The following is a 14019-nucleotide window of genomic DNA, read 5'->3' as shown; positions in this document are numbered from 1 at the left end:
GGGAGCGTCACCCGCGGGCAGGCTCCGGCCGTGGGCGGCTAGGACAGCTTGGGAGGCATTGTCATCCGGATGGTCAGCGCCTCGTGTTCCACGGCGACCTTGAGGTGTTTGGCCTTGCCGATGTGGTCGCCGTCGAGCTGGAATTCCAGTTCGTGCTCGAGGCTGATCTCCGCGCTCTTGCCGGCGAAATACTCGACCGACTTGTTCCTGCCGTTCGTCCGGCCGAACATGCCAGCCAGCACGCTGAACCAGCCCAGTTTGCCCTTCGGGGCCAGGAGCAGGACGTCGAGGATGTCGTCATCCAGCCTGGCATCCGGGAAAACCTCCACCCCGCCGGTGATCTTGCCGCAGTTGCCCACCATCACGCTGCGGATCCGGCGTCGGACCGGGTGCTGGCCGTCGATGCTGATGTGTGCCTTGACCGGCTTGCCGGGCAGGTGCCGGATGCCGGCTTCCACGTAAGCGAGCCAGCCCACGCGGTCCTTGAGCTCGTCCACGGTGTTGGCCATGATCGCAGCGTCGTAGCCAAGGCCGGCCATGACCAGGAAGAGCTGCTCGTCCTCGCTGTGGTCCAGGGTCGCCTTCACCACGTCCACCTTGACGTCAGCGCCGTTGAGAATGTCGTAGCTGGCCGCCACGGGGTCGGTGATGTCGACGTTCATGTTGCGGGCCAGCAGGTTTCCGGTGCCCATCGGGACCAGGCCCATCGGCGTTCCGGTGCCGGCCAGAACCTCGGCGACGCACCGGACGGTTCCGTCGCCGCCGGCGGCGATAACGACGTCGACGCCCGCCTCAAGCGCCTCGCGAGCCTGGCCCAGACCGGTGTCCTCGGCGGTGGTTTCCAGCCAGAGCGGCTCGCTCCAGCCCTGCGTTTCGCAGAGGCGGTAGAACGCGGCTTTGAAGTCCTCGCCGGAGGACTTCATGGGGTTAATGATCACGGCGGCGCGCTTGGGCTGGACGGTGGTGTCCTGCGCGGCATGGGTCTGTGGCATGGCGTCCTTCGGGCGGTTGGGCGGGATGGATCCCGCAAGGAAATCCTATAGGTGCGGGGAACGATAAGCCGGTTCCGTTCGCGGGGGCCTTGGACTCCCTGCACCGGGCATCACTACACTGGCCGTGTCCGGGACCACAGTGTTCCGGCCGGCCGGCAGCCTCCGGCTCACTGGGGAAGCCGTGTCCACTACGCCGAAAGGGAGGCACATGAGCGAAGCAGGGGAACACCACTCCGCCGAAGCCGAAGCATCGAGCAGGGATCCGCACGACTGGGGCCGCGCCATGGCGCTGGCCCTCACCCGGCTGGCAGAGCAGCTGGCCGACGAGGACAGTGAGGACATCCACGCGGTCCTGGTGGACCGTCCCTTGAACCTGGAAATCCGGGACGAGGAGGACGGCGTCTGCATCACGGTGTCGACGCGGGGCGGTTCCGCGGGCTGAGCGGACGCGGACATAAAGCGCGCCGTTCAGCGCGGTGCCGCCGCCCTGTGCCAGACTAGGCGGGATTTACCGGCCCTCCACAGGGCCGGTCCACTCATCTCATTTGGGGGAATGATGACGGAGCGCGCCGACTTTGACGCGGGCAAATACACCGGGTCCTTTGGCGGCGCCCTGGGCGGGCCCGACGCGGGCCCCGGGCAGCGCTGGCCGGACGGCGCGCCCTGGCCGGACTCGCCCGAGCCGCGCCACACTCCGCTGCCCTCGCGGCCCGGCTCCGGCCACGACCCCGAGACCCTGGAGCGGGCGCTGCGGGGCACCGTGTTCGCCCTCGCGGCAGTCCCGGTTGCCGCCGCCCTGTGGCTGGTCCTCTGGCGCCTGGGCCTCCCGGCGCCCGTCATCGCCCTGCTGGCCGTGCCGGCGGCGGCGCGGCTCTACACGGCCGGCAGTAACGCGGGCCGCGCGTCCGCCCTGTCGGGGCGCGGCGCCCGGGTGGCGGCCGGCGTCACCGCCGTGGCGGTGCTCGCCTCGCTGGCGGGCCGCGTCGTGCTGGAGCAGGCCGCGGACCTGGGTGTCTGGCCGCCGGGGTTCTTGTTTGAGCCCGCGGCCGGCGACCTGCCGGCGTGGCTGGGCCTGCATCCGGAAGTGCTCGCCGACCTCGGCCGGGAAGCCGGGTGGGCGCTGCTGTTCGGCGCGCTGGGGTGCGGCATGGTGCTGCGCCGGCAGCCGGCGGTCAGCGGCCGGCGGCGAGGTCCGCGGAAATAAGCCGGGCGGTGCTGATGGCGGCTTCCCGGACGGACTCGAGGTACGCCGACGGGTCAGGCTGCGCGGCGACGGCCTGCGCCTGCAGGGAGACGTTGAGGGCGGCCACCACGTTGTTCGGTCCGTCGTAAATCGGCGCGGCCACGGACATCAGCCCGAGCTCCAGCTCCTGGTCCAGCATGCACCAGCCCTGGGCACGGACGGTGTCCAGTTCCGCCAGCAGCTTGTCGCGGCTGCCGATGGCGCGGGGCGTGAGCGGCTTGATCTCGGCTGCGGCCAGGTAGGCCTGGAGTTCCGCGGGCGGCAGCGCGGCCAGCAGGACCCGGCCCATGGAGGTGGCGTAGGCCGGGAACCTGGTGCCCACGGTGATCCCGACGGTCATGATCCGCCGCGCGGCCACGCGGGCGATGTAGGCGATGTCGGTGCCCTCCAGCACGGCGGCCGACGTCGACTCCCCTAGCTTCAGCGAGAGTTCCTCAAGGTAGGGCTGGGCGATCTGCGGCAGCGACAACCCGGACAGGTAGGCGTAGCCGAGCTGCAGCACCTTGGCGGTGAGGGCGAAGACCTTCCCGTCGGTCCGGACGTAGCCGAGCTCGACGAGCGTGTGCAGGAACCGCCGCGCCGTGGCCCGGGTCAGGTCCGTCCGCGCGGCCACCTCGGTCAGCGTCATCCGCGGATGTTCGGCGTCGAACGAACGGATCACCGCCAGGCCGCGGGCCAGCGACTGCACGTACTGGTCGCTCGCCGCCGGCACCCCGCCGGGCACGGTGCCCTGTACTGCCTCGGTCATGTCACGCCTCTCGATCACGCATCACTTTGTACGCGCGAACGGACACTTCAGGCCCCGAAACGGCGCTCCGGCCGGGCCCCAAGTGTACGTTCGCGCTTTGGCGGGTCAGGGTGCGGGCTCGAGCGGCACCGGCACGAGGCGGCGCAGTTCCTCGAGGGTGCAGCCGAACGTCTCGCGGACCCGGACGCCGTCGGGGCCGGTGAGGAATACGGCCTTGTCCGTGTAGACCCGGGTGACGCAGCCGATCCCGGTCAATGGGTAGGTGCACGCCTCCACCAGCTTGGACACGCCGTCGCGGGTCAGCAGCGTCATCATCACGAAGACATCCTTGGCGCCCGTGGCCAGGTCCATGGCGCCGCCGACGGCGGGAATCGCGTCCGGCGCGCCGGTGTGCCAGTTGGCCAGGTCACCGGTTGCGGAGACCTGGAAGGCGCCCAGCACGCAGATGTCCAGGTGTCCGCCGCGCATGATCGCGAAGGAGTCCGCGTGGTGGAAGTAGGACGCTCCGGGCAGCTCGGTCACCGGGATCTTGCCGGCGTTGATGAGGTCCTCGTCGATCTGGTCCCCCACGGCTTCGGGCCCCATCCCGAGCATGCCGTTCTCGGTGTGGAGCGTGATGTTCTGCTCCGGCTCCAGATAGTTGGAGACCAGCGTGGGCTGGCCGATGCCGAGGTTCACGAACGAGCCGGGTTTGATGTCCCGGGCCACCAGGCGGGCCAGGTCGTCGCGGCCCAGCGGCGTCTCGGAGGTCTGGATGTTGGTCTGGCTGCTCATCAGGCCACCTTCACGATGCTGTTGACGTAAATTCCGGGGGTCACGACGGTCTCGGGGTCCAGGCCGCCGGTCGGCAGCACCTCGGCGACCTGGGCGATCGTGTGTTTCGCGGCGGCCGCCATGATCGGGCCGAAGTTCCGGGCCGTCTTGCGGTAGACGAGGTTGCCCTTGCCGTCGGCCTTGAGCGCCTTGATCAGCGCGACGTCGGCGTGGATGGGGGTTTCAAACACCTGCCATTTGCCGTCCAGGAAGCGGGTTTCCTTGCCCTCGGCCAGCATGGTGCCGTACCCCGTGGGGGTGAAGAACCCGCCGATGCCCGCGCCCGCGGCCCGGATCCGTTCGGCCAGGTTGCCCTGCGGCACCAGCTCCAGCTCGATCTCCCCGGCACGGAACTTCGCGTCGAAGTGCCAGGAGTCGGACTGCCGCGGGAAGGAGCAGATCATCTTCTTCACCCGCCCCTCCTTGATCAGCAGCGCCAGGCCCTGGTCGCCCTGGCCGGCGTTGTTGTTCACCACCGTCAGGTCGGTCGCGCCGCACTCCAGCAGCGCGTCGATCAGTTCGAACGGCTGCCCGGCGTTGCCAAAGCCACCGATCATGACGGTGGAGCCGTCCCGGATCCCGGCGACGGCCTCGCCGACGGTGTCAATGAAATTCAGCATGGGTTAGACCTTCTCAGCGGGTGCGGCCGGGGTGTCCCGGCGGGCGGCGATGACGTTTTCGAGGACGACGGCGAGGCCCTGGCCGACGCCGATGCAGATGGCGGCGACGCCCCAGCGTTCGCCGGAGGCCTGCAGGGACCGGGCCAGGGTGCCGAGGATCCGCCCGCCGGAGGCGCCCAGCGGATGACCCATGGCGATCGCGCCGCCGTGCCGGTTCACGATCGCCGGGTCGATGCCCCAGGCGTTGATGCAGGCCAGCGACTGCGCGGCGAACGCTTCATTGAGTTCGACGGCGCCCACCTGGTCCCAGCCGATGCCGGCCTTCGCGAGGGCCTTGTTCGCGGCCTCGACCGGGGCGTAGCCGAAGAACTGCGGGTCGTTGGCGTGCGCACCGCGGCCGGCGATCCGGGCCAGCGGGTCCAGGCCCAGGATGCCGGCGGCGTCCTCACTGCCCAGCCATGCCGCGGACGCGCCGTCTGAGAGCGGGGAGGCGTTGCCGGCGGTGACGGTCCCGTTGGCGGACCGGAAGACGGTTTTTAGTCCGGCGAGCTTCTCCGCCGAGGACCCGGGCCGGATGCCTTCGTCGCGGACCAGCTCGGTGCCCGGGACCGGTGTGACGAGGGCGTCGTAGAAACCCTCGTCCCACGCCGCGGCGGCCAGGTTGTGCGAGTTCGCGGCGAACTCGTCCTGCGCCGCGCGGTCCACCCCGTACTTCTCGGCCAGCCGTTCGGTCGCCTCGCCCAGCGACACGGTCCACTCCGGCCGCATGGCCTTGTTGACCAGCCGCCAGCCCAGCGTCGTGGAGACCAGGGACATGTCCCCGGCTGGGTACGGCTTTTCCGTCTTCGGCAGCACCCACGGCGCCCGGGACATCGATTCGACCCCGCCCACCAGCACCACATCGGCGTCGCCGGTGTTGATCTGCCGGGACGCGATCATGGCGGCGTCCAGGGAGGATCCGCAGAGCCGGTTGACCGAGGTCCCGGGCACCGAGACCGGCAGTCCTGCCAGCAGGGTGCCCATCCGGGCCACGTTGCGGTTTTCCTCGCCGGCGCCGTTGGCGTTGCCGAAGACCACCTCATCGATCCGGACCGGGTCGAGCCCGGGGGCGCGCCGGACCGCTTCGCCGATCACATGCGCGGCAAGGTCGTCCGGGCGGACGGCGGCCAGGCCGCCGCCGAACTTGGCGAACGGGGTGCGTACGGCGTCGTACACGAAGGCATGCTTCATGGTGTCCTCTAACTTCTGTGGGTCCCGGGCGGCAGCGTCTGCGGGCTAGTGGGGTGTGGCGGGGGTGGTGCCCGTGTCCAGGTCGGTGTTGTCCATGGAATGGAAGACCTGCTGGGCGGTTTTGAACGCGGTGTTGGCGGAGGGGACGCCGCAGTAGATGGCGGTCTGCAGCAGGATTTCCTTGATCTCGTCCCGGCTGAGCCCGTTGGTGAGCGCGGCGCGCACGTGCATGGCGAGCTCCTCCCAGTGCCCGTGCGCCACCATCGCGGTGATCGTGACCGCCGAGCGCATCTGCCGGCTGATGCCGGGCCGGGTCCAGATCCCGCCCCAGGCGATCCGGGTGATCATGTCCTGGAAGTCCTCGGTGAAGGCGTCCTTGTTGGCGTTGGCGCGGTCCACGTGCGCGGCGCCGAGCACCTCGCGCCGGACCTTCATGCCGCCGTCGTAGATCTCCCGGCTGGTGGCGTCCGGCTGGACCACCCCGTGCCGCTCCGGCCCGGTCATTCGCCGGCTCCGCGGGATTCGGCCCAGCCGACCAGGCTGCGCAGCAGCCCGGCCACATGCCCGGGGGCCTCGAAGGGCGCCAGGTGGGCCACGCCTTCCAGGGTCAGCGCGTTGGCGGTGCCGCCGCCGGCGGTGATCCCGGCGACGATTTCCTCGGCGAGCGCCGGGGTGGCCACGGTGTCCAGCGCACCGGCCAGGGCCTGGGTGGGGACCCGGATGCTGCCGAGGTCGTCCCGCACGTCGAAGCCGGCGAGCGCCTCGCAGCAGAAGGCGTAGCTGAACCGGTCGGCGTCGCGCAGCGCGTGCAGCAGGCGGCTGCTGCGGTCGGGTTCGCGTTCCATGAACCCGGGCGGGAACCAGCGCTGCGCCGAGCCCTCGATCATCACGCCGGTGCCCTGGGTGCGCACGGTTTCGGCCCGGTCCAGCCAGCCCTCGGGCGTGCCGATCCTGGCGCCGCTGCACTGCACGGACAGGCTCTTGAGCCGGTCGCCGTGCTTGATGCCCAGCTGCAGCCCGGTGGCCCCGCCCAGGGAGACGCCGGCGTAGTGGAAGCGGGCGCCGGGGGCGATCGAATCGACAAGGTCGACGACGGCGTCCGCCAGTTCGGCCACGGTGAAGGGTTCCGTGGCGGCCGGTGAAATGCCGTGGCCGGGGAGGTCCCAGGCGACGACGTCGTACTCGTCGCCCAGCAGGGCGCCGGCCTGGCTCCACACCAGCGTGGAGGTGCCGAGCGAGGGCCCGGCCAGCAGGAGCGGACGGTCGCCCAGCTCGCGCTGGGGTGAGAGCAGGACAGCCTTGAGGGTCGGTCTAGCCACGGGTGGCGCCTTTCTCTTCGGTCGGAATGGTGGGTTCGGCGGGGTCGGGGCGGGGCGGCGCGCCGCCGTGCGCGAAGGCCGGCCACGCGGCCAGGATGCGGCGGGTGATCTCGGCGGCCTGGCCGAGGTAGTTCGCCGGATCCAGCAACTCTTCGAGCCGCTCGTCGGAGAGCTGCGCAGCGGGCACGGCGGCGCGCAGCAGCTTCCGGTAGGTCGGCGCCTGCTCCGCGGCGGGCGCCTGCAGTGTCCGGTCCACGACGTCCTGGAGCCGCTCTCGGCCACCGGCGCCCAGCAGGGGCCCGACGGCGGCGGCCACCGCCTCGGAGAGCAGCAGGGGACCGGACAGGGCCAGGTTCCGCCGCATCGCGGTGGGGAAGACCTGGAGCCCGGCGGCCAGTTCCCGCAGCTGCCCGGCGGCGCCCAGGGCCAGGCCGAGCAGGGTTCGCAGCGCGGGCCACTCGGTGTGCCAGGCCCCGTCCGCGCGTTCGTCGTTGAAGGTGGCCGCCGCCAGGTGCAGCTGCGCTGCCAGGCCTGGGGCCTGCAGTGCGGCGCTGTGGACCAGCACGGACAGCACCGGGTTTTGCTTTTGCGGCATGGCCGAGGAGCCGCCGCGGCCGGCGGAGCGCGGCTCGGCGACCTCGGCGACCTCGGGACGGCTGAGGAAGAGGACGTCGGCGGCGATCTTGCCGGCGGCGTCGGTGACGGCCGCGAGGGCGTCGCCGAGCCCGGTGACCGCGAGCCGGTTGGTGTGCCATGGCGCCGGGACGGCGGAAAGGCCCAACCGGGCGGCGAGCCGGTCGGCGAGGTCGAACGGTGACAGGGCCGTCCCGTCCGTCAGGACGGTGCCGGCCGCGAGGGTGCCGGCGGCTCCCCCGGTCTGCACCGGGAGCGCCAGTTCCTCGAGCCTGCGGCCGGCCGCGGCGAGCCCGGAGAACCACTGCGCCGCCTTCAGGCCGAAGCTGAACGGCAGTGAATGCTGGGTCAGGCTGCGGCCCACGCACAGGGTGTCCCGGTGCTGCTCCGCGAGGCCGGCCAGCGCCGCCGTCGTGGCCTTGAGCTCGGCGAGCAGCTCCCGGACCGCGCCGGCGGCCAGCAGCATCAGGGCCGAATCGAGCACGTCCTGGCTGGTCAGCGAGGTGTGCACGGCCTTGACGGCGCCGACGCCGGCGGTGTCGAGGTCCGTGACCTGGCGGCGGAGCTCGGCCAGCAGCGGGATGACCGGGTTGCCGCCGCCCTGGGCGCGCACCGCGATCGCGGCGGCGTCGTACCGGTCCGGGTCCGCCGCCGCGGCGACGACCGCCGCGGAGCCGGCCGGGGCCAGCCCCGCCTCCTCGAGGACCGCCGCCCAGCTGGCTTCGACGTTCAGGATCGCTGCGAGCACGGCCCGGTCGCCGGTCAGCGCCGCGACGGACGGCGCGGCCGACACCGGGCTCAGCAGGCCCACATCGCCGTAGCCGGCGCCGGGGCCGTCCGGGGTGGTCATTGCGCGGCGCCCTCGAAGTCGAGGAAGACCGTCTCATCCTCGCCTTGCAGCCGGATGTCCCAGCTCAGGCCGCCGTCGGGGTCGCGGCGGGCCAGCAGGGTCCGGCGGCGCTCCGGGTCGAGGGCGGACAGCAGCGGGTCGGCGGCGAGGGTCTCCTCGTTGTCCGGCAGGTAGACGCGGGTGAAGAGCCGGTTCATCAGGCCGCGGGCGAAGACCACGACGGAGATGAAGGGCGCGGCGCCGGCCGCGGTGGGCCCGGGGTTGACGGTGGTGAAGGTGAAGACGCCGGTGTTGCCCACCGCGCAACGGCCGAAACCGGTGAAGGTGTAGCCGTCGCGGACCAGCGAGCCGGTGCGCTGCGGCACCTGGCCCTCGGCGTCGGCCTGCCAGATCTCCACGATGGCGTCCGGAACGGGGTGACCGGCGCCGTCGTAGACCGTGCCCTGCAGCCGGATGCTGCCGGGGGTGCCCGGCGGCAGCAGTTCGCGGTCCTTGGCGTAGGGCAGGGCGAAGCCGTAGAACGGGCCGACCGTCTGGCCGGGCGTGGGGGTCAATTTACTCATGGTCGTCACCTTCCGCGCCAAGTGCCTCGTTTTCGGTCCAGGTCCGTTTGGAGCCGGTCAGGACGATGTCCCAGTTGTAGGCCAGGGCCCACTCCGGCTTGGTCTGCTCGTGGTTGTACGTGGCCACCAGCCGGTCCCGGGCGTCCTGGTCCACGATCGACTGGTAGATCGGGTCGAGGGCGAAGAGCGGGTCGCCGGGGAAGTACATCTGCGTCACGATCCGCTGCGTGAACTCGCGGCCGAACAGCGAGAAGTGGATGTGTGCCGGCCGCCAGGCGTTCAGGTGGTTCTTCCAGGGGTAGGCGCCGGGCTTGATCGTGGTGAAGCTGTAGGAACCGTCCGCCCCGGTGATGCAGCGGCCGACGCCGGTGAAGTTCGGGTCGAGCGGGGCGGGGTGCTGGTCCCGCTTGTGGATGTACCGTCCGGAGGAGTTGGCCTGCCAGATCTCCACCAGCTGGCCGGCCACCGGGCGGCCGTCGCCGTCCAGGACGCGGCCGGAGACCAGGATCCGTTCGCCCAGGGGTTCCCCGTTGTGCTGGATGGTGAGGTCCGATTCCAGGGCGTGCACGTCCATGTGTCCGAACGCCGGCGAGTGCAGCTCGATGGTTTCCGGGTCCGCGTGCTGCAGGCTCTTGGTCGGGTGCCGCAGGATGCTGCTGCGGTACGGCGGGTAGTCCAGCCGGGGCTGGATCTCCGCCGGGGCGCCGTTTTGCAGGGCCTGCGCGTAAGCGTCGCCGAGCGCCTTCATCTCGTCACTGAGGATCTGCTGTGATTCCGCGGCGGTGTCCAGGGCCGGGACGGCCTTGGTGGCGGCCTGCGGTGCTGCCTCGGGCGCTGCGTCGGACACGTCCTCGGTGAGCGGGTCCGCGTTGAATATTTCGAGGTTGATTTCTTCGGGCACAGCAGCCTCCTTTCGTGGTGGTGGTCCTGGCCGGGCGGTCAGGCGGTGAGTTTGAGCTGGTGCAGGTGGTCGTACTGGACGGCGTGCCGGACCGGGGCGTTGGGGGCCCCGTACCCGTCGTAGGCGCCGCGCCGCTCGACCATTTCGAAGAACACGCTGCCGACCGTGGCGGTGTAGAAGTGCAGGAACTCGCCGTCGGCGTCGCGGTCGTAAAGCAGGTCAAGTTCGCGGAGGGTGGCCAGGAACTCCGGGTCCAGCGCGAAGCGTGCGTCGAGGTCTTCGTAGTAGTTCGCCGGGATGGGGAGGAACTCCAGGCCGCGGCCTCGGGCGGCGCGGGCCGTGGCCACCAGGTCGTCCACGGCGAAGGCGACGTGCTCCTGGTAGGTCGGCCGCGCGGCCGCGGTTCCGGGCTTCCCGGACCCGTGGGCGCCCTCCTGCTGCAGCAGCGGCGCCAGGTTGAGCACCAGCCGCACGCCCCGGTCGCCGGTGGTCATCACCTGGGAGCGGACCAGGCCGGTGGGGCTTGCGACCTCGGCGTACGGCTGCGGTTCCAACGCCAGGGCGCTGGTGTAGAAGAGGACGGCCTCGTCGAAGTGCTGCCATGGCTGGGCCAGGTTGACGTGGTCGATCACGGCGTTCCGGGCGCCGGACGGGCCGGCGGCGGTGTCCTGGCCGGCGGTGTCCTGGCCCGCCGGGCCGAATTCCGCGACCCAGGCGGCGGTGCCGTCGTCGCTGCCCTGGCAGAGGAAGACCTCGGTGGAGTCGGGGGCCGCGAAGCCTTGGAAGACTTCCTCGTCCGCCTGGCTCTTGCGCGGCACCGCCGGGGCCCGGAGCTGTTGGGCCCGCGCGGCCGCGATGACGGGGGAATCGACGTCGAAGCCGACCGCGGCGATGGCGGTCTCCGCGGCGGCGGGGGCTTCCTCGTTGATGATCACGCGTGCGTGGCCCATGGTCCACAATTGCACATTCTTGGTCCGGTGGCGGCCGTTGAAGGCGAACCCGAGCCGGCCCAGGAGGGTCTCCAGCGCGGCGGTGTCGGCGGCCCGGACCTCGGCAAAGTTGAAGCCGGCCGGCTCCGCCACCCGGGGCAGGGTGGACAGTTCCATCGGGTACCGTCGCCGCCCGGCGCCGGGGGTGCCCGCCGGGGCCGGGTTCGCGTCCAGCCACTTGGCGCTTTGCTCCTCGAGCCAGATCAGCGAGCGCATGGCGTCCACCGCGGTGCGTTCGACGTCGGACTGCCGGAAGACGTCGTTGAAGACCTCGAGCGAGACCGGTCCGGAGTAGCCGGCCCGGGCAACGTGGCCCATGAACTTGGCGAGCTCGAACTGTCCTTCGCCCGGGAAGACGCGGTGGTGCCGGCTCCAGGACAGCACGTCCATCGACAGCTTGGGGGCGTCCGCAACCTGGACGAAGAAGATTTTCTCCGGGTTGTACCGCTCGATCGGGGCGGTGTCCCAGTCCCGGGACAGGATGTGGAAGGAGTCCAGGCAGGTGCCGAGGTTCGGGTGGTCCACCAGTTCCACCAGGCGGTGGGCGTGTTCGTAGTCGTTGACGTACCGGCCCCAGGCCAGGGCCTCGTAGGCGACCCTGACGCCGTGGTCGCCGGCGAGGGCGGCAAGCCGGGAGAGCTGGTCCGCGCGCAGCCCGTCGTCGTCGATGCTGGCGGTGGCCACGTTGGAGCAGACCAGGATGGTGTCCATGCCCAGCCGGGACATGAGCCGGAACTTGGCGTCGGCGCGGCGCAGGTTGGCCTCGAGCAGTTCTTCCGGGACGGAATCGAAGTCGCGGAACGGCTGGTAGAGGTCAAGGCTCAGGCCCAGGTCGGCGGCCAGCGCGCGGATCTCCTCCGGGCTGAGCGAGGAGGTCACGAGGTCTTGTTCGAAGATCTCGATTCCGTCGAAGCCCGCGACGGCGCAGGCCTGCATCTTTTCCTTCAGCGTGCCGGAGAGGCAAACCGTGGCAATTCCGGTGCGCATCAGGCGGCCACCTCCTCGGCCGCGACGAGTTCCAGGAAGTGCGCGCGCATCCGGTCGGCGTCGGCCTCCAGGCCGGTGAAGATCCGGAACGCGTCGGCCGCCTGGCCGACGGCCATCCGGCCGCCGTCGAGCACGTCGCAGCCCCTGGCCCGGGCCTCGCGCACCAGCTCGGTCTCGATCGGCCGGTACACGATGTCGGCAACCCAGTGCCGCGGTTCCAGCAGGGCGAGGTCCAGCGGAACGCCGGGGTGGGCGGCCATACCCACAGGGGTGCAGTGCACCAGCCCGTCGGCGAGGGGCATCAGCTCCGCCAGGTCCGCCGTCGTCCGCGCCTCCACGACGGCGTGCGGGAAGAAGTCGGCCAGCTCGGCGGCCCGGGCCGCGCACCGCTCCGGATCGGTGTCCACGAGGTCGAGCCGGCGGACACCCGCGGTGAGCAGCGCGTAGGCGACGGCGGACCCGGCGCCGCCGGCGCCGAGTTGCACGACGCGGTCCAGCCGGGCGCCCGGAAGGCCGGCGGCGAGCGCCGAGGCGAAGCCGGAGAAGTCGGTGTTGTGCCCGATGAAGCGGCCGTCCCGGATGGTCACGGTGTTGACCGCTCCGAGCCGGCGGGCGTCCGGGGAGATTTCATCGAGGTGGTCGAGCACGAGCTGCTTGCACGGGTGGGTGATGTTCAGGCCGTTGAACCCCAGCCGGTGGGCGCCGGTCAGGAGTTCACCGACCGCCTCGCCCGGGAGCCCGAGCTCGGCCAGGTCGATGGGGCGGTAAAGGTACCGGAGGCCCTGCACATCGCCTTCGCGTTCGTGCATGGGCGGGGTGAGCGAGGGCGTCACGCCATCACCCACGAGGCCTATGAGGAAGGACTCTGCCCGATTGCTCATCCGTCTAGCTCCTTTGACAACAGCACCTGGTTCACCGCGCAGGACGCGGCGGACGGGGTGATAGGGGTTACAGTACCGCACATGTTCACATGTTGCACTGATGTTCTTATTGCGAACATTAGATGACGGCGCCTGGCCGGCCGGGGCGGCCGGGGCGGCGTCATTGCTGCGGGAGCCGGGCGGAAAGCTCGGCGGCGGCCGCCTGCAGCAGCGGCACGAGGGCGATCAGGGCCTCCATGCTCATCCGGAACACCGGGACGGCCGTGGCCAGGGAGGCGAAGGCGTGGCCCTGGGAGTTGAAGACCGGCACGGCGACGGCGCGCATCCCCAGCTCGTTTTCCTCGTCCATGGTCGCGTAGCCGCGCTGCCGCACCAGCTCAATCTCGGCCCGGAAGACATCGCGGTCCGTGATCGAGCGGCCCGTCAACGGCTCCAGGTCCAGCTCCTCCACCAGCTGGTGCCGGGTGGCGTCGTCGGCGAAGGCGACCAGCGCCTTCCCCACGGACGTCGTGTGCAGGGCTCCGAGATGCCCGGGGTCGGAGGTCACCCGGAAGGTCTGCGGCCCGTCCACCTTGTTGACCGTCAGGTGGTGCACGCCGTCACGCACGGACAGGATGGTGGCCTCGCCGGTCTCCTCCGTGACGCGCCGCAGGATCGGCAGCGCCGTACCGGCGAAGCCGTGGTGGTTGGAGACCCGCTGGCCCAGCTGGAACACCCGCAGGCCCAGGTGGTAGCGGCGGCCGTCCGGCTCGTAGTCGACAAAGCCGTCCCGGGTCAGCGAGCCGAGCAGCCGGTAGGTGGTGCTGAACGGCAGCTCCGCGCGGCGGGAGAGTTCGGCTGCGCTGGCGCCGCGCGGTTCCTCCCCCAGCAGGACCAGCAGGCCCAGCGCCTTGCCCACCATGTCGGTGCGGGCATCCTCCTTGGGCTGGCGGGCGGCCTTCACCGGGACGTCGGACTGCCCCGCCGGGGCGTTCCCGGCGGCGGCGTCAGGCCCAGCCGTCATGGTGTCAGAGGTTGTGTCTTGGTTCACACTCATGACTCGATGTTGCCACATTGTGAGAGCTATTGCTAGATGATGATTATTTTTATTGACAAGTGATGACGCTCACAGCCATGCTTGCTACATCGCACAAGTAGCTCCCACAATGCGGCTACTAGTCCGGGTCTATTCTTCGGTCCACCGGCTGCGGCACCACTGAAGCCACCGGCCGGCTGGACCTTTCCGATCCATCAGCGACAACGTCGTCACA

Annotated in this window: 15 protein-coding genes; 2 read left to right on the top strand and 13 right to left on the bottom strand. The window is 70.9% G+C overall.

The genetic code is table 11. The features are described 5' to 3' along the window. Nucleotides 1–38: 38 nt before the first annotated feature. Nucleotides 39–992, bottom strand: coding sequence for a diacylglycerol/lipid kinase family protein (locus ASG71_RS03060; RefSeq protein WP_056736938.1), 954 nt, complete (start codon nucleotides 990–992; stop codon nucleotides 39–41). Between the two features lie 208 nt (nucleotides 993–1200). Here ASG71_RS03060 and ASG71_RS03055 point away from each other — a divergent pair, with 208 nt between their 5' ends. Both ASG71_RS03055 and ASG71_RS03050 read left to right on the top strand, forming a co-directional pair. After that, nucleotides 1201–1434 (top strand): hypothetical protein, encoded by a 234-nt coding sequence (locus ASG71_RS03055; protein ID WP_056736936.1) that lies wholly within the window; start codon nucleotides 1201–1203, stop codon nucleotides 1432–1434. Nucleotides 1435–1545: 111 nt separating this feature from the next. Then, nucleotides 1546–2196 carry a hypothetical protein gene (locus ASG71_RS03050; RefSeq protein WP_157366163.1) on the top strand — a complete coding sequence of 217 codons (651 nt, stop codon included), beginning with the start codon at nucleotides 1546–1548 and terminating at the stop codon, nucleotides 2194–2196. On the opposite strand, the gene ASG71_RS03045 is transcribed toward ASG71_RS03050, so the two are convergent. From ASG71_RS03045 to ASG71_RS02990, 12 genes are all read right to left on the bottom strand, one after another. Continuing rightward, nucleotides 2165–2983: an IclR family transcriptional regulator domain-containing protein gene (locus ASG71_RS03045; protein ID WP_056736932.1), complete on the bottom strand. Its 819-nt coding sequence runs from the start codon at nucleotides 2981–2983 to the stop codon at nucleotides 2165–2167. The two genes, ASG71_RS03050 and ASG71_RS03045, sit on opposite strands and share 32 nt — an antisense overlap. 105 nt (nucleotides 2984–3088) lie before the next feature. Further along, nucleotides 3089–3757 carry a 3-oxoacid CoA-transferase subunit B gene (locus tag ASG71_RS03040; protein ID WP_056736930.1) on the bottom strand — a complete coding sequence of 223 codons (669 nt, stop codon included), beginning with the start codon at nucleotides 3755–3757 and terminating at the stop codon, nucleotides 3089–3091. Further along, nucleotides 3757–4416 carry a 3-oxoacid CoA-transferase subunit A gene (locus tag ASG71_RS03035; protein WP_056736928.1) on the bottom strand — a complete coding sequence of 220 codons (660 nt, stop codon included), beginning with the start codon at nucleotides 4414–4416 and terminating at the stop codon, nucleotides 3757–3759. Before ASG71_RS03035 ends, ASG71_RS03040 begins: the two co-directional genes overlap by 1 nt. Before the next feature lie 3 nt (nucleotides 4417–4419). Then, a complete protein-coding gene (locus ASG71_RS03030; protein WP_056736926.1) occupies nucleotides 4420–5646 on the bottom strand; it encodes a thiolase family protein in 1227 nt (408 codons plus the stop codon). A gap of 45 nt (nucleotides 5647–5691) precedes the next feature. Further along, entirely contained in the window at nucleotides 5692–6150 is a 459-nt protein-coding gene (pcaC, locus tag ASG71_RS03025; RefSeq protein ID WP_056736923.1) for a 4-carboxymuconolactone decarboxylase, read from the bottom strand. Then, entirely contained in the window at nucleotides 6147–6965 is an 819-nt protein-coding gene (locus tag ASG71_RS03020) for an alpha/beta fold hydrolase (RefSeq protein ID WP_056736920.1), read from the bottom strand. Before ASG71_RS03020 ends, pcaC begins: the two co-directional genes overlap by 4 nt. After that, nucleotides 6958–8448 carry a lyase family protein gene (locus ASG71_RS03015; RefSeq protein ID WP_056736918.1) on the bottom strand — a complete coding sequence of 497 codons (1491 nt, stop codon included), beginning with the start codon at nucleotides 8446–8448 and terminating at the stop codon, nucleotides 6958–6960. Before ASG71_RS03015 ends, ASG71_RS03020 begins: the two co-directional genes overlap by 8 nt. Further along, the gene (gene pcaG / locus ASG71_RS03010) at nucleotides 8445–9011 is read right to left on the bottom strand and encodes a protocatechuate 3,4-dioxygenase subunit alpha (RefSeq protein WP_056736916.1); all 567 of its coding nucleotides are present in this window, start codon (nucleotides 9009–9011) and stop codon (nucleotides 8445–8447) included. The genes ASG71_RS03015 and pcaG overlap by 4 nt, the downstream gene beginning before the upstream one ends. Then, nucleotides 9004–9912 (bottom strand): protocatechuate 3,4-dioxygenase subunit beta, encoded by a 909-nt coding sequence (gene pcaH, locus ASG71_RS03005; protein ID WP_056736914.1) that lies wholly within the window; start codon nucleotides 9910–9912, stop codon nucleotides 9004–9006. The genes pcaG and pcaH overlap by 8 nt, the downstream gene beginning before the upstream one ends. Nucleotides 9913–9950: 38 nt before the next feature. Next, the gene (locus ASG71_RS03000) at nucleotides 9951–11888 is read right to left on the bottom strand and encodes a sugar phosphate isomerase/epimerase and 4-hydroxyphenylpyruvate domain-containing protein (RefSeq protein ID WP_056736912.1); all 1938 of its coding nucleotides are present in this window, start codon (nucleotides 11886–11888) and stop codon (nucleotides 9951–9953) included. Next, the gene (locus tag ASG71_RS02995; protein ID WP_056736910.1) at nucleotides 11888–12769 is read right to left on the bottom strand and encodes a shikimate dehydrogenase; all 882 of its coding nucleotides are present in this window, start codon (nucleotides 12767–12769) and stop codon (nucleotides 11888–11890) included. Before ASG71_RS02995 ends, ASG71_RS03000 begins: the two co-directional genes overlap by 1 nt. Nucleotides 12770–12929: 160 nt before the next feature. After that, the gene (locus ASG71_RS02990) at nucleotides 12930–13805 is read right to left on the bottom strand and encodes an IclR family transcriptional regulator (RefSeq protein ID WP_082574776.1); all 876 of its coding nucleotides are present in this window, start codon (nucleotides 13803–13805) and stop codon (nucleotides 12930–12932) included. Nucleotides 13806–14019: the final 214 nt, after the last annotated feature.

It is taken from the genome of Arthrobacter sp. Soil763 (assembly GCF_001428365.1).
In the GTDB taxonomy this organism is placed as follows: domain Bacteria; phylum Actinomycetota; class Actinomycetes; order Actinomycetales; family Micrococcaceae; genus Arthrobacter.
This window is presented reverse-complemented; position numbering and strand designations above follow the sequence as displayed.

What these genes read in the sequence shown, in the direction of transcription:
- ASG71_RS03060 (WP_056736938.1), bottom strand. Translation starts at nt 992, where the DNA reads ATGCCACAGACCCATGCCGCGCAGGACACCACCGTCCAGCCCAAGCGC.
- ASG71_RS03055 (WP_056736936.1), top strand. Translation starts at nt 1,201, where the DNA reads ATGAGCGAAGCAGGGGAACACCACTCCGCCGAAGCCGAAGCATCGAGC.
- ASG71_RS03050 (WP_157366163.1), top strand. Translation starts at nt 1,546, where the DNA reads ATGATGACGGAGCGCGCCGACTTTGACGCGGGCAAATACACCGGGTCC.
- ASG71_RS03045 (WP_056736932.1), bottom strand. Translation starts at nt 2,983, where the DNA reads ATGACCGAGGCAGTACAGGGCACCGTGCCCGGCGGGGTGCCGGCGGCG.
- ASG71_RS03040 (WP_056736930.1), bottom strand. Translation starts at nt 3,757, where the DNA reads ATGAGCAGCCAGACCAACATCCAGACCTCCGAGACGCCGCTGGGCCGC.
- ASG71_RS03035 (WP_056736928.1), bottom strand. Translation starts at nt 4,416, where the DNA reads ATGCTGAATTTCATTGACACCGTCGGCGAGGCCGTCGCCGGGATCCGG.
- ASG71_RS03030 (WP_056736926.1), bottom strand. Translation starts at nt 5,646, where the DNA reads ATGAAGCATGCCTTCGTGTACGACGCCGTACGCACCCCGTTCGCCAAG.
- pcaC (WP_056736923.1), bottom strand. Translation starts at nt 6,150, where the DNA reads ATGACCGGGCCGGAGCGGCACGGGGTGGTCCAGCCGGACGCCACCAGC.
- ASG71_RS03015 (WP_056736918.1), bottom strand. Translation starts at nt 8,448, where the DNA reads ATGACCACCCCGGACGGCCCCGGCGCCGGCTACGGCGATGTGGGCCTG.
- pcaG (WP_056736916.1), bottom strand. Translation starts at nt 9,011, where the DNA reads ATGAGTAAATTGACCCCCACGCCCGGCCAGACGGTCGGCCCGTTCTAC.
- ASG71_RS03000 (WP_056736912.1), bottom strand. Translation starts at nt 11,888, where the DNA reads ATGCGCACCGGAATTGCCACGGTTTGCCTCTCCGGCACGCTGAAGGAA.
- ASG71_RS02995 (WP_056736910.1), bottom strand. Translation starts at nt 12,769, where the DNA reads ATGAGCAATCGGGCAGAGTCCTTCCTCATAGGCCTCGTGGGTGATGGC.
- ASG71_RS02990 (WP_082574776.1), bottom strand. Translation starts at nt 13,805, where the DNA reads ATGAGTGTGAACCAAGACACAACCTCTGACACCATGACGGCTGGGCCT.